The organism is Herbaspirillum sp. CF444 (genome assembly GCF_000282135.1).
In the GTDB taxonomy this organism is placed as follows: domain Bacteria; phylum Pseudomonadota; class Gammaproteobacteria; order Burkholderiales; family Burkholderiaceae_D; genus Herbaspirillum.
Window position 1 is genome coordinate 199154 of the sequence record NZ_AKJW01000083.1, and the last position, 13525, is coordinate 212678.

14 protein-coding genes, 3 tRNA genes and 1 riboswitch are annotated in these 13525 nt (G+C 57.3%); of the genes, 1 reads left to right on the forward strand and 16 read right to left on the reverse strand.

Annotation, left to right across the window (positions count from 1 at the left end; translation table 11 throughout):
- Nucleotides 1–235: 235 nt before the first annotated feature.
- Entirely contained in the window at nt 236–847 is a 612-nt protein-coding gene (locus PMI16_RS19940; RefSeq protein WP_007882882.1) for a DUF2242 domain-containing protein, read from the forward strand.
- A 151-nt stretch (nt 848–998) separates the two neighbouring features.
- Here the strand turns inward: PMI16_RS19940 and PMI16_RS19945 are convergent, their stop codons facing one another.
- The 16 genes from PMI16_RS19945 to uvrC form a co-directional block, all read right to left on the reverse strand.
- Entirely contained in the window at nt 999–1304 is a 306-nt protein-coding gene (locus tag PMI16_RS19945; protein ID WP_007882884.1) for a hypothetical protein, read from the reverse strand.
- Nucleotides 1305–1566: 262 nt separating this feature from the next.
- A complete protein-coding gene (locus PMI16_RS19950; protein ID WP_007882885.1) occupies nt 1567–2082 on the reverse strand; it encodes a 6,7-dimethyl-8-ribityllumazine synthase in 516 nt (171 codons plus the stop codon).
- A gap of 84 nt (nt 2083–2166) precedes the next feature.
- Nucleotides 2167–2325, reverse strand: a riboswitch (FMN riboswitch).
- 96 nt (nt 2326–2421) lie between these two features.
- Entirely contained in the window at nt 2422–3306 is an 885-nt protein-coding gene (gene htpX, locus PMI16_RS19955) for a protease HtpX (RefSeq protein ID WP_007882886.1), read from the reverse strand.
- Between the two features lie 111 nt (nt 3307–3417).
- On the reverse strand, nt 3418–3945 hold the full coding sequence (locus PMI16_RS19960) for a hypothetical protein (protein ID WP_237719907.1): 528 nt from the start codon (nt 3943–3945) through the stop codon (nt 3418–3420).
- A 96-nt stretch (nt 3946–4041) separates the two neighbouring features.
- Nucleotides 4042–4998, reverse strand: coding sequence for a GGDEF domain-containing protein (locus PMI16_RS19965; protein ID WP_007882888.1), 957 nt, complete (start codon nt 4996–4998; stop codon nt 4042–4044).
- Between the two features lie 11 nt (nt 4999–5009).
- The gene (locus tag PMI16_RS19970; RefSeq protein ID WP_007882889.1) at nt 5010–5627 is read right to left on the reverse strand and encodes a chemotaxis protein CheX; all 618 of its coding nucleotides are present in this window, start codon (nt 5625–5627) and stop codon (nt 5010–5012) included.
- A complete protein-coding gene (locus PMI16_RS19975; protein WP_007882890.1) occupies nt 5624–6016 on the reverse strand; it encodes a response regulator transcription factor in 393 nt (130 codons plus the stop codon). The genes PMI16_RS19970 and PMI16_RS19975 overlap by 4 nt, the downstream gene beginning before the upstream one ends.
- Before the next feature lie 293 nt (nt 6017–6309).
- Nucleotides 6310–6864, reverse strand: a complete 555-nt coding sequence (locus tag PMI16_RS19980) for a histidine phosphatase family protein (RefSeq protein WP_007882895.1) — start codon at nt 6862–6864, stop codon at nt 6310–6312.
- A 15-nt stretch (nt 6865–6879) separates the two neighbouring features.
- Nucleotides 6880–7692 carry an adenosylcobinamide-GDP ribazoletransferase gene (locus PMI16_RS19985; protein WP_007882897.1) on the reverse strand — a complete coding sequence of 271 codons (813 nt, stop codon included), beginning with the start codon at nt 7690–7692 and terminating at the stop codon, nt 6880–6882.
- 1 nt (nt 7693) lies between these two features.
- Nucleotides 7694–8728 carry a nicotinate-nucleotide--dimethylbenzimidazole phosphoribosyltransferase gene (gene cobT, locus PMI16_RS19990; protein ID WP_007882898.1) on the reverse strand — a complete coding sequence of 345 codons (1035 nt, stop codon included), beginning with the start codon at nt 8726–8728 and terminating at the stop codon, nt 7694–7696.
- A 404-nt stretch (nt 8729–9132) separates the two neighbouring features.
- Nucleotides 9133–10083 (reverse strand): chemotaxis protein, encoded by a 951-nt coding sequence (locus PMI16_RS19995; RefSeq protein ID WP_007882899.1) that lies wholly within the window; start codon nt 10081–10083, stop codon nt 9133–9135.
- Nucleotides 10084–10352: 269 nt separating this feature from the next.
- Nucleotides 10353–10428 (reverse strand) — tRNA-Gly (locus PMI16_RS20000).
- Nucleotides 10429–10438: 10 nt separating this feature from the next.
- A tRNA-Cys gene (locus PMI16_RS20005) sits at nt 10439–10512 on the reverse strand.
- A gap of 146 nt (nt 10513–10658) precedes the next feature.
- A tRNA-Gly gene (locus tag PMI16_RS20010) sits at nt 10659–10734 on the reverse strand.
- Between the two features lie 41 nt (nt 10735–10775).
- Nucleotides 10776–11366 (reverse strand): CDP-diacylglycerol--glycerol-3-phosphate 3-phosphatidyltransferase, encoded by a 591-nt coding sequence (gene pgsA / locus PMI16_RS20015; protein ID WP_007882902.1) that lies wholly within the window; start codon nt 11364–11366, stop codon nt 10776–10778.
- A gap of 152 nt (nt 11367–11518) precedes the next feature.
- Nucleotides 11519–13384 (reverse strand): excinuclease ABC subunit UvrC, encoded by a 1866-nt coding sequence (gene uvrC / locus PMI16_RS20020; RefSeq protein ID WP_007882904.1) that lies wholly within the window; start codon nt 13382–13384, stop codon nt 11519–11521.
- Between the last annotated feature and the right edge of the window lie 141 nt (nt 13385–13525).

Here is a 13525-nt window from a genome sequence, read left to right on the forward strand (position 1 = left end):
CTATCGTGATACGTCGAACAGATGACGACAAACGTTTCGACGCGCTTTCTTGCGCTGAACGAAAATTTTCAAGCCATCTCGTGCAACAAAACTATCCAAGCGATAAGTATATCGGGGAGTCCGAAATGATGTTGCCACGACCTTGCTTGTTACGGATCCTTACGTTCTGCTTCGACTTGTGACCTTGCCGATAATTTACAATTGCAGTATCGACTCACATCAGGAGATTCCAGGCATGCGCCGCTTGCTTCCTTCGTTATCCGTTTCCGCCTTGCTGATCGCCGGTGTCGCCGGCCTGGCTGGCTGCTCGACGTCGAAACCGTCGTTCTATCATCAGGAAGACTTCAGCGAAACCGATACCTATTCCCGCAGCTTCGGCGCCAGCGACAACGCCGTCTGCGAAGCCGCGCGCCGCGCCTTGCTGGGCCAGGGTTACATCATCAGCAAAGCGCAGGCCAATATCGTTGACGGCACCAAGAGCTTCCAACCGGAAGCCGATCAGCATGTGGAAATCGCTTTCCACATCGTCTGTGCCGCCAACGGCAAGGCCGATCACAATGCCTCTTTGTTTGTGAGCGCGACCCAGGATCGCTATGCGCTGAAGAAGACCAACAATTCCGCCAGCCTTGGCGTCGGCGTGTTGGGTTCGGTGTCGATGCCGTTCGGCTCCAGTGACGATTCGCTGGTGCGCGTGGCCAGCGAGACCATCCGCTCCGGCCATTTCTACGACCGCTTCTTCGGCGCAGTGGAGCGTTACCTGACGCCGGGAGAAGAGGATGCAGTCAAGGCCAGCAAGGTCGAATTGGATGGCCCGGTTGCGCAACCAGAAAAAAAGGAGTCCAAATAGGACTCCCTTGATGATGTTGTCGCCTGCTGCCTGATTTTGAGGCGAAACAACTAAGTTCCATCGAATCAATCACTTGGCAACTTCCTCACGACTTGCTCACACACTTACCCACAGTTTTTGTGGGTAAGTGTGGGTAACTCGGCGTATCGGACTACCAACGGCGATCGTAATAGCCATGATGACGGTAGCCATGGCGATAATAACCACGGCCATAACCGCGATAGTAGTAACCGCCCGGTTCAACATAGATTGGTGCAGGGGCGACATAAACCGGAGGCGGCGGCGCATAATAGACCGGAGCTGGCGCATAATAGACCGGTGGTGGTGGCGCCGCATACATCGGCACGCCGATATTGATGCCGACGCCGACATGCGCGGCCATCGCCGGAGCCGCAAACAGACTTGCGGCGAGAACGCCAACCGATACGACTGTCACGGAAAGAAGGGATTTTTTCACGATGGCTCCTTGGGTGCACCTGAAGATGCATATTGCTAACTAACGACGCTAATGCGCTCGTTAAACTGTTAACACCATTTAAATCCAATTCGAGCCCGATAACCAGTCAGTACCCGGTAAGCCTTGTAACAAGATGCTACAAATTCCTGACCGGGCTTCACATTTCCCCTTGTCCCCTTAAAGTACAGGCGTAAAAAAACGGACACTGCTTCTGCAATGCCCGCCTCTGTCGATTTGCCGGTCGCCCGGCCATTCAAAAAAATCAGGCCGCGTTCAGCACCGGCGCGACGCTCTGCCCAGCCTCAAGACGCGCGATCTTGCCGACGGTGTCGGCGCAGGCGCGCGCGGCTTCCCGGCCCTTGACCACGAAATGCTCGTGGAAGAATTGCTGATGCTCGCCATGCGAATGGAAATGATGCGGCGTCAGCACGGCGGAGAACACCGGCACTTCGGTTTCCAGCTGTACGCTCATCAGGGAGTTGATCACTGCCGTGGCGACGAAATCGTGACGGTAAATGCCGCCGTCAACCACCAGGCCGGAAGCTACAATGCCGGCGTACTTGCCGGTCTTGGCCAACAGCTTGGCGTGCAGGGGGATTTCAAACGCGCCGGGGACCTCGAAGAAATCGATGCTTGATTCCGGGAAACCGAGCCTGGCGATTTCAGCCGTGAACGAGAGACGGCATTGATCGACGATTTCCTTGTGCCAGCACGCCTGGATAAAGGCGATGCGATTTTTGGCGGGAGCGGTATGGGTATGGTTTGCTGCGTGTTGCATTTGTTCAGGACTCCTGTTTGGTGACTAAAAACAGGGCGCATGGGAACGAGCAGGCGCATGCAAACGTGCATGCGCGCAGCAAGTTTCCGTTCTCTTTCATCCGGACTATGACCGTCGGCCCCGGGATCTCACCAGGTCTGCTGACCTTGACGGACTGGCGTCCGCCAAGCGCTCGCGGGCTCGTCGCAGAAACATCGCAACATTACCGCCGGTGGGGATTTCCACCCCGCCCCGAGAACATCGTGTACAGAAAATTTCAAACTATTTCGAAATTTTCGCCACACGGAAATTTATCACGATTGCAAAAATGCTGCAGGGCACACAGCGATTCCAGACCGATCAGGTGCGCGCACGATTCTGCAACGAGGCGATGCGCGACTCGATCGACGGATGACTGGAAAACAAACCCATCCACGACTCGCGGCCGGCAATGCCGGACGCCTGCAGGTTCTGCGGCAAGCCGTCGGACTCCATGCCGCCCAGACGGCGCAAGGCGCCGATCATCGGCGTCGGCGACCCCATCAGCGAAGCAGCACCGGCGTCCGCACGGTATTCGCGCTGGCGCGAAAAGTACATGACGATGATGCTGGCAAGGATGCCGAATACGATTTCGCACACCACCACCGTGACCATGTAGCCGATGCCGGGACCGGACGACTGCTCGTTATTGCGGCGCAACGCCGAATCGACGAAGTAGCCGACGATGCGCGCAAAGAACATGACGAAGGTATTCACCACGCCCTGAATCAGCGTCAGCGTGACCATGTCGCCATTGGCGATGTGTGCGACTTCGTGCGCCAGCACGGCTTCGACTTCTTCCCTGGTCATGCCTTGCAGCAGGCCGGTCGACACCGCCACCAGCGAATTGCTTTTGCTGGCACCGGTGGCGAAGGCGTTCGGCGGACCGTCGTAGACCGCGACTTCCGGCATGCTCAGCCCCGCGCGCGTGGCCAGGCGGTTGACGGTATCGACCAGCCACATTTCGGTGGAGTTTTGCGGCTGCTCGATGACGCGCGCGCCGGTGGACCACTTGGCGATGGTCTTGGACATCAGCAGCGAAATGAACGAGCCGCCGAAGCCCATCAATGCACAGAACATCAGCAACATGCCGAAGTTGAGGCCGTTGGCCGTCATGTAGCGATTGATGCCGAGGATGCTGGCGGTCACGCTCAGGACCAGCATCACGGCCAGATTGGTGACGAGAAAAAGAATGACGCGTTTCATGGTGCTTCCTAAATAAAAAGACGAGAAGTTGCGGCAGCGAAGCCGCCGCCGCAGGGCGATAACATTAAGGACGTAAGAGAGCCGGTCGGCCGCACTGGGCCGACAGCGCACTCAAGCGAGCGGAGGAGGACGCTGCAGATCGATGAACGCAGAAGTGCCGTCGTTCACGAGGGGATAAAAATGGGGAAAAGGATGCCAGTCCAGCGGCAAGGTGGCAAAGGGAACCGGCAAGGTCTGGTCTTCCAGATCGCCTTGCGCCGTCAGTTTTTTGGCGTCGGGCTGGTCGCCGGTGCCCGCTGCATCGGCCGGATCGCTCGCCTCGCCCTGGTTGGCATCGGCGATCTCGTCAGCCGGCTGCCATGCCGATCCTGGCGCATCGTCTGGCGAGCGCGCTTCAACAGCCGACACGATCGCCGATGTTGCATCCGGATGCTTTGCCACAGGCTCAAGCGTCCCTGCAAACAATTGCAAGGGAAACAGGAATGCCAGCAGCAAAAAGCAGAATCGGCGCATGAGCAAGGCGGTAAAAACGGCGAAAAACATCAAGGAGCGCATTATACGCAAGATCGGCAGGCGCACGGAGGCGGCCATATCGACAGACTGACGACACCCCAAGTTACTCACAGAAAATGTGGTCAACCCTGTTGATAACTTGTTTATGACAACGCGCAGGCCGCGTCCGTTCAGCTTTTCCGGGAATTGTTCATGTTCCGTGCAAAGAAAGGACAAAGGGCATTAAACGCCGCTGATGACCTGATTGCGTCCCTGCTTTTTCGCCCGGTACAACGCATCGTCCGCGCTGTCGAGCAGCGCCGTGCCGTCGCTGCCGATATCCGGCGTCATGGTACAGACGCCGACGCTGATGGTCATGTGCGTACCGGACTGAGACTTCTCATGCGGAATGCCGAGGTCGCTGACACTGGCGCGCAAACGTTCGGCAAACTTCTCGGCCTGGGCCTTGGTGAAGCCCGGGATCAGCATGATGAACTCTTCCCCCCCATAACGCGCACAGACGTCGTTGGGACGGCGCATTTGTGCGCGCAGGATATTGGCGACCAGTTTCAGCGTCCTGTCGCCTTCGCTATGGCCGTAATGGTCGTTGTATTGCTTGAAATAATCGATGTCGATCATGAACAGCGACAAGCTGCTGCGATTGCGTTTGGCGTCGCGCAAGGCCAGCGCATAGCTTTCATCGAAGAAGCGACGATTGTAGATTCCGGTCAGACCGTCAGTGATGGCTTCCCGCTTGAGCGCGTCGGAATGCGACATGAGCATTTTTTCGCGCTTGACCGACGTGCTGGAGTCGCTGATCTGGATCAGGCATGTCGGCAAGCCGACATCGGATCGCAACGGCGTCATGATGATGGATTGATGCATGTGCACCGGCGCCTCGCTCCTGTCCTGCTCGACGAAGAGCGGTAACGGCGAGCGATGGAAGGCGCTCGACAAGATCGCCGGCAGGCCGTAACCGATGGCGTTGTTCAGGGCGCGCAGGAAGCCCGGCGTCAATTGCTCGCCGAACAACGCAATGATGTTTTGCGCGAGCGCCTGTTCCCGACCGATGCGGCTGTGACGACTCATCCAGTCATTCCATAACCGGATGTTCAGATCATGATCGACCACGACGAGTCCCAGGTTCACGCTGTTGACAACATCGTCTGCCGAAAAACCGAGTGGCACTGGACTGCTCATGGAGATACCGTTCAAAGAATAGTGTTCAGATACTGCTGAATATGCGTAATCAGCTTGCTCAGCGAGGTCGAACTGAGCAGGAAAATCAAGTGACCTTCGGTATGGTGTTTTTCCAGCACCAGATCGATGTGCAAGATCAGGATGTAGTTGTCGTCCCGGCCTTGTTCGGCCAATCGCGCGGCAATTTCTTCCGGCGACGACATGCTGTAGGTCGGCAGCGAACTGCTGAGGCTGATCTTGAGCATGTCGGCCATGGCCGACAGACAGGCATTGAGGATGATGTTGCCGAGTTCGCACATGGCTTCCTGCTCGAATTCGGCAAGGTCGTCGATGCTCATCTGCGAACCCATCATGTCGCGCACGATCTCCAGCGCATAGTCTTCGTTGAACAAGAGCACCGCTTCGGCGGTGAAAGGTCCCGTGAACATCTGGCTGACGGTGGCGAACTTGTCGTCCTTGAGCGTGAACACGCGGTTCGTCACCTCGGCGGCTTTGAGTATTTCGATGGACGGCACCGAGAGCAGGACTTCTTCACCGACGATTTCGCTCAGGCTCAACGCCGCACGTCCCGCCCCGACGTTGAACACTTCTGTCAGCGCATCCAGTTCGATCTCTGAAAGTACCTTCACGCCGCCCCCTTGAAACCTGTGAAGTGGCCGATTGCCTGGGCAATGGATTTGTCGGTCACGGGCTTGGCCACAAATAAAGCACCCAGTTGCTGCGCGCGCGATTGCACCGCTTCCTGGATGTTGGCGGAAAAGATCACGACCCGCACGCCCGGATGTCTGGCCAGAATGATTTCGGCTGCATCGGTGCCGAGCATGCCGGGCATATTGATGTCCATGGTGCAGTAATCGGGTTGCTCGTTGTCGACCATGGCGATGGCCTCATTACCGCTCGCGGCTTCCTGGATAATCCAGTCGGTATGCGCCGACAGGATATGCGCCTTGATCACCATGCGCGACACTTTGCTGTCGTCGACGATCAGGATTTTTTTGGGGGGGATATTTATTGTCATAAATGCAATTTTTTGATGTATGAATATTGTCTTTTTTTCTATATTTTACTATTTTAGACATCTTGATTTTTCTAGTGTTACAGAAAAAAAGCCAAAATCAACCGGCATTTTTTTATGGAAATCTTGCGTCAAAACAATGACTTGAGGAAGCTTCCATGCAAATGCCCCGCACACCGCTCCAGTGTGCGCTTTCCTCTCTGTATAGCAATAAAAAAAGGAAGCGCGCAGGCCTCCTTTTCAACAACTATGCCGATTTTGATGTGGGGGTTGAACAACACCGCCGCCGTTTGACCTCAAAGCTGCAAGGTCAGCACCTCCCCAAAGGCAATTGCATGGGCATTGACGGCTGCATGCTCGGCCATTTTCGGCACCGCGAGATTCAACGCGCGCGCCTGCAACATGCGGATCGTGCCGGCGTGGCAGACGATGATGGCCTGCCCGTGTCCGCGCGCCAGCAAGTCGGTGCAAAATGCATCGATGCGTTGCGCCACGTGCAGCACGTTCTCGCCGCCGCCGGGACGGTAGCCGACAACGTCGGCGGCCCACTGATCGATTTCGGCGCGCGGCAAATCATCCCACGCACGCTGCTCCCAGGTGCCGAAGTGCATCTCCATGAGGCGCGGATCGTAACGTACAGGGCCGGCATTGAGCACCGTCGCCAGCGGCTCGGCAAGAAACACGCAACGTTGCAGCGGGCTGGAATACAACGGCGCATGCGGCGGCAACACCGGCTTGACCTGTTCGAGCACCTGGCGGCAGTCTTCTTCAGTCACGGCAAGATCGCTGCTGCCGTAACAGAGGCCCTTGCCGATAACAGGCTGAGGATGACGAATTAAATGCAGCAACATGGTGGACCTTTCTGTTTATATGGACGATGTCGGCGACACCGCGGCCAGCAGGCCCAGGTAAATCGCGATTTCGCTGAGTTGTTGTACGGCGCCGAGGCAATCCCCGGTGTAACCGCCGATGCGACGCCGAAATTTGCGGGCAAGAAAAACCGTGGCGGCCAGACCCAGCAGCAGCGCCGGCAGCAGCGCCTGCCATGCCAGCCATCCCAACGCCGCACACAACACGACCGGCAGAAGCGCCGTCAGTGCCGCGACGGCAAATTCGGATGTGCTCATCTGCTGCGCCAGCGGCTTGGCCTTGCCTTCTTCACGCACGTAAGCCATGCGCCAGATCAGGCCCGTCGCCAGGCAGCGCGACAGCGGATGCGCCAGCAGCAGCGCCGGCATCACCTGCCTCGCCGGCAAACTGGCAAGCGCGGCGATTTTCAGGCTCAGCAACATCACAACGCCGATCACGCCATAAGCGCCGACGCGCGAATCGCGCATGATGTCCAGAATGCGCGACGCTTGCATGCCGCCGCCGAAGCCGTCGCAGACATCGGCAAAACCGTCTTCATGAAAAGCACCGGTCAGATAAATGCCGGCAGCCGTCGACAACAGCACCGCGACGACTTGCGGCAACACCAGCGACGTCAGCCAATACACGGCAGCGCATGCCAGCCCGACCAGAATGCCGACCGCCGGAAAATAACGCGTTGCATGCTGCAGCCACGCCGCATCGAATCCCACCCAGCGTGGCGCCGGCAGTCGCGTGAAAAACTGCAGAGCCGTGAAAAACAGTCGCAATTGATGGCGCAAGCCGGAGCCGGCATGAGGAACGGCCGACATGTCAGGCGCTTTTTTCACTGACCTGCGCGGACGAGAACGTCGCCATCTGCGCCAGGAAATTCACCGCGGCATGCAGCAGCGGCAAAGCCAATGCACTGCCGGTCCCCTCGCCCAGCCGCAGATCGAGCTGCATCAGCGGACGGCCGTCCAGATACTGCAGCATGCGGCGATGCCCGTGTTCGTCCGAGCAATGTGAAAACACGCAATAGTCGAGAATGGCCGGCTGCAGTTTCGCCGCCACCAGCAAGGCCGAGGTCACGATAAATCCGTCGATCAGCAGCACCGTGCGTTGCTCCGCGGCTTTCAGCATGGCGCCGACGATCATGGCGATTTCAAAACCGCCGAAGGTCTGCAACACATCCAGCGGCGCATCGACACCAGCATGATATGCCACGGCCTGTTCGATCACCTGCTGCTTATGGCGGATGCCATCCGCCGCCAGACCGGTGCCGGCGCCGACGCATTCGGCGGCGGCAATGCCGGTAATCTTGTGCATGAGCGCCGCAGCGGCAGTGGTGTTGCCGATGCCCATTTCGCCGAAACCGATGACGTCGACCGGCATCGCCGCCACCAGATCCATGCCATGCCGGATCGCCTGCATGCATTGTTCTGCGGTCATGGCCGGCTCTTTCGCAAAATTGCGTGTGCCGGCTCCCAGCTTTCTGTCGATCAGTTCTGCGCGCTTGCCGAACTCGTGGTTCACGCCGGCGTCGACGATATGCAGGGCACAGTCGTTCTGGCGCGCAAACACGTTGATGGCGGCGCCTTGCTGCAGGAAGTTCTCCACCATTTGCCAGGTCACGCTTTGCGGATAGGCGGAGATGTTTTCTGCGACGATGCCGTGATCGGCGGCGAAGACGACAATCGCCGCGCGGTCAATGCGCGGGCTGGATGTCTTCTGGATCAGGCCGATGCGATGCGCAATGAACTCCAGCACGCCAAGACTGCCCTGCGGCTTGGTCTTGCTGTCGATCAGGCCTTGCAAAGCCGATGACAGCGCGGCGTCCTGGGTAGAAGATAATTGTGGAATGAGCATAGCTGGATCACACGCGGTTAGCCGTGAAATGAAACTGACCAATGGAAAACAGAATTGACGAAAGGACGCCAGTATAAGAGATAGTCGCGCGTTGCGACCGAATGTGCTGCGCTGGTTGGACGTTCTTTACATTCTGGCGCCTTCAATGGATATCGCTGCCGGCGAATACGATATGACGAGAATTGTGAAACACCCCGCACCGACATGCCTGGCTCTTGCCGATATGGCATGTAGTAGTGTTGCCAGCCTGCAAGGCAGGCTGCAACCAGGACCGGCAGCGCATTTCAACGCAGCGAGGCGGTCAGGATATGCCGAATGGCAAAAATGCCGTCGGCATCCTGCGGATGACTGACGGCATTCTACGATTTAAGCCGAGATGTCGTCTGACGACGACCTGACAGATGTTATTTTCCCAATGCCTTGCTGATGGCGGTAGTCAGGTCTTCGATGACGAATTTGGCGACATAACCGTCGGCGCCGATATTTTTGACGTGGTCTTCATTGGCGGAGCCGGACAAAGAAGAGTGGATCACGACAGGAATGGCTTTGAGCCCATCGTCGCGCTTGATGTTTTTGGTCAGCGTGAAGCCATCCATCTCGGGCATTTCCAGATCGGTCAACACCATGGCCACGCGATCGGTGATCGGCACGCCTTGCGCCTTGGTTTCTTTGTGGATCTGGAGAATTTTTTCCCAGGCCTCTTTGCCGGTCTTGTGCATCAGGAAAGGCAGCCCCATGGCTTTGAGGCCGCTCTCGACCAGCGAGCGCGCGACCTTCGAATCGTCGGCGGCGATGATGACCGCCCCCGGCTTGAGAATGATCTGCTCCACGCCGACCATTTCCATGTCGCGTTCCGTCGGCATGATTTCATGCAGGATCTGTTCGACGTCCAGCACTTGCGCCAGCCTGCTGCTGCTCACATCATGGTCGAGACGCGCAATGCTGGTAACAAAATTTCCGCCCGCCTTGGATTCCGCCGACAGCACCTGACTCCATTCGAGCCGCACGATTTCATCGACAGACTCGACCGCAAATGCCTGCGTGCTGCGCGCATACTCGGTGACAAGCAGGATGTTCAGACCCGTTTTCGGTACGCAACCGACCACGGCCGGCAAATCAATGACAGAAATGATCTGGCCGCGAATATTGACCATGCCCAGCAGCGGAGAGCGCGTGCCTGCAGCCTTGGTGATTTCCTGCATGGGAACAATTTCGCGGATTTTGAAAACATTGATGCCAAACAATTCGGACCGCACGCCATAGGGATCCATCCCGAGACGAAACAGCAGCAATTCAAACTTGTTGGAGCTTGTAAGATTCGTTCTCTCGTCGATCTCTTGCTGGAATGCATCCATGGTCGCCCCTCCCGTTAACATGCGCTGTTGTGCCTGAATCGTCGTCATCGACTGATACGCCAATGTAGAGTGTAATTGCATAAAAAACAATTAGAACCGACAAAATACGACATAAATGCATCGCATATTTCACCGCATAGCAAAAAAACAAATAGAGCAGGCGAAGTCCGAACGGAGCCCGCAAGGATTGAAAGTCAAGAATACATCGGGACGCATCGTGGATGCAGAAAAGAAAAAAGGAAGCTCATTGCTGAGCTTCCTTTTTAATATGGAGCGGGAGAAGAGTCTCGAACTCTCGACCTATACCTTGGCAAGGTATCGCTCTACCAACTGAGCTACTCCCGCATGGAGCGTTTGGAGGCGGGGGTCGGGATCGAACCGGCGTAGACGGCTTTGCAGGCCGCTGCATAACCACTTTGCTACCCCGCCAGGGGACACTGATACTGCTGTCTGTACGTTGCGCATTGCGACTGTCTTTTCAACCGGCTCCGGAAGATATTCTTCGAAGTTTTTTCGGCTGATGCAGCACTTCACAATGAAAAAAGGAAGCGTTTTGGCGCTTCCTTTAGTAATTCTGGAGCGGGAGAAGAGTCTCGAACTCTCGACCTATACCTTGGCAAGGTATCGCTCTACCAACTGAGCTACTCCCGCATCAACAACAGAACGCTATTATAGAGCTTCCATAGAGGAAGTCAAGCGCCGCTTTTACTTTCTTGCACTTTTTTTATGAGCGGCCAGGCCTTCTGCAAGTAGTAAAGCATCGACCACACCGTCAGCACGGCGGCGATCAGCAACAGCCATTGCCCCCACACGCGCGTATCGATGAAGCCGAACAAATCGCCATAGAACAGCAGCATCGGAATCGCGATCATCTGCGCCGTGGTTTTGATTTTTCCGAGCGAGCTGACGGCCACCGATTTGGATGCGCCGATCTGTGCCATCCATTCGCGCAGCGCCGAAATGGCGATCTCGCGGCCGATGATGATGAAAGCGGTAATCGGATGCACGCGATCCAGATGCACCAGCACCAGCAAGGCGCCGGTGACCATCAGTTTGTCTGCGACCGGGTCGAGGAAAGCACCGAACGCCGAGGTCTGATCCCAGCGACGCGCCAGGAAACCGTCGAACCAGTCGGTCGCCGCCGCGACGATGAAGATGATCGTCGACGCAATGCCTTGCTCATAGCGCGACAGTCCGATCTCGGGCACATAAAACACACCGACTACCAGTGGAATCAGGGCGACACGCAACCAGGTAAGCAAAATGGGAATATTGAATGGCATACGTTTATTTATTATCGTGAACTTCTGCGCTGAGTGAAATTTACCGAGATAGTATCAGAGCCGCTTCTTAAAACCTGTTACCGAGAGAAATCAGTGCGCTGCCAACGAGGTTTGGAGCCGTCTCCGGCTACATGCAGGCGCCGGGGAGAAATTCAATGCAGTTGACGATAGATTTCTTCCGCCAGCGTGTGTGAAATGCCTTCCACCGATGCCAGTTCGTCGATGCTGGCGTCGGCCACGCCGCGCAAACCGCCGAAACGCGCAAGTAATTTCTGGCGGCGTTTGGCGCCGATGCCCTCGATCTCTTCCAGCCGCGAGGTCTGTCTTGCCTTGGCGCGTTTGGCGCGCATGCCGGTGATGGCGAAGCGGTGCGCCTCGTCGCGAATCTGTGCGATCAGCATCAGTGCCGCCGATTCCTTGCCCAGCTCCTGCGGCGCTCGACCGTCGACGAAAACCAGCGTTTCCAGGCCAACCTTGCGCCCTTCTCCCTTGGCCACGCCGACGATCAGGCCGATGTCGAGGCCGAGTTCGGTGAACACCTGGCGCGCCATTTCAACCTGCCCTTTGCCGCCGTCGATCAGGACGATGTCGGGCATGGTGCCTTCGCCGTTGGCGACTTTTTCATAGCGGCGCATCAGCACCTGGCGCATTGCGGCGTAATCGTCGCCCGGCGTAATGTCGTTGATGTTGTAGCGGCGGTATTCGCCGTTCTGCATGGCGTGATGATGGAACACCACGCACGATGCCTGCGTCGCCTCGCCTTGCGTATGGCTGATGTCGAAACATTCCACGCGCAGGCTGTCGATGTCCTCGACTTCGCTGCCCAGCGCTTCGACCAGTGCACGCGTGCGCGCCTGTTGCGAGCCTTGTTCGGACAACAGCCGCGCCAGCGCGATCTCCGCGCCCTTGTGCGCCATCTCCAGCCATTGACGGCGCTGACCTTGTGGCTGCAAGGTCAGCGTGATGCGGTGGCTGCACTGCTCCATGAGCGCCAGCATCAGCGCCGGGTCGTCGAATTCGGTGTTGACGATCAGATTGCCGGGGATGAATTTGTCGATGTAATGCTGCGCCAGGAAAGCCTTCATGACTTCGGCCTCCAGCGACTCTTCGCCTTCGGGAATGGCGCCGTCGACGTGCGTCGGGAAATAGGCGCGATCGCCCAAATGGCGGCCGCCGCGCACCATCGCCAGATTCACGCAGGCGCGGCCGCCCTGCACGATCACGGCGATGATGTCGATGTCGGCGTCGCTGCCGGTTTCCATGGTCTGCTGATGCAGGACGCTGGAGAGCGAGGTGATCTGGTTGCGCACCGCCGCCGCCTGTTCGAACTTGAGTTCGCCGGCGTAGGCGTGCATTTTCTTTTCAAGCGTATCGAGCACTTCGCTCTGGCGGCCGCGCAAGAATTTGGAGGCGTTTTCGACATCGAGGGCGTAGTCTTCCTGCGTCACCAGATTCACGCACGGTCCGCTGCAACGGTGGATCTGGTGCAGCAGGCAGGGGCGCGTCCGATTGGCGTAGACCGTGTCTTCACAGGTCCGCAGCAGGAACACCTTCTGCAAAATCTGGATCGACTCCTTGACCGCCCAGGCATTGGGGAAGGGACCGAAATACTGGTTCTTCTTGTCGACCGCGCCACGGTAGTAGGCCATGCGCGGAAACGCGTGGCCGGTGATCTTCAGGTAAGGATAGGACTTGTCGTCGCGAAACAGGATGTTGAAGCGCGGACGCAGCGTCTTGATCAGATTGTTTTCCAGCAGCAGCGCTTCCGCCTCGCTGCGGGTGACGGTCGTCTCCAGTCGCGCGATGCGCTCGACCATCATGGCGATGCGCGGGCTGGTCAGCGTCTTCTGGAAATAACTCGATACGCGTTTCTTCAGGTCGCGCGCCTTGCCGACGTAGAGAATATTGTCTTCCGCATCGAAATAACGATATACGCCCGGCAGATGCGGCAGCTTGGCTACCGTCTCAATGACGATATCTCTTGCATCGGGAGGATCGGTTGGCAAAGTGTCGGACATGCTGGCTCGAATAATTCGTCTCGTGGACAGCTATTAGAACTCATTTCATAAATAGGCGTGAGTGCGAGCTTGCCCTGTTTGGGATGAAGTGCAAGGCGCGAATCGGGGTCAAGACTGGGCGTCTTGACCCCGATTCGTAAC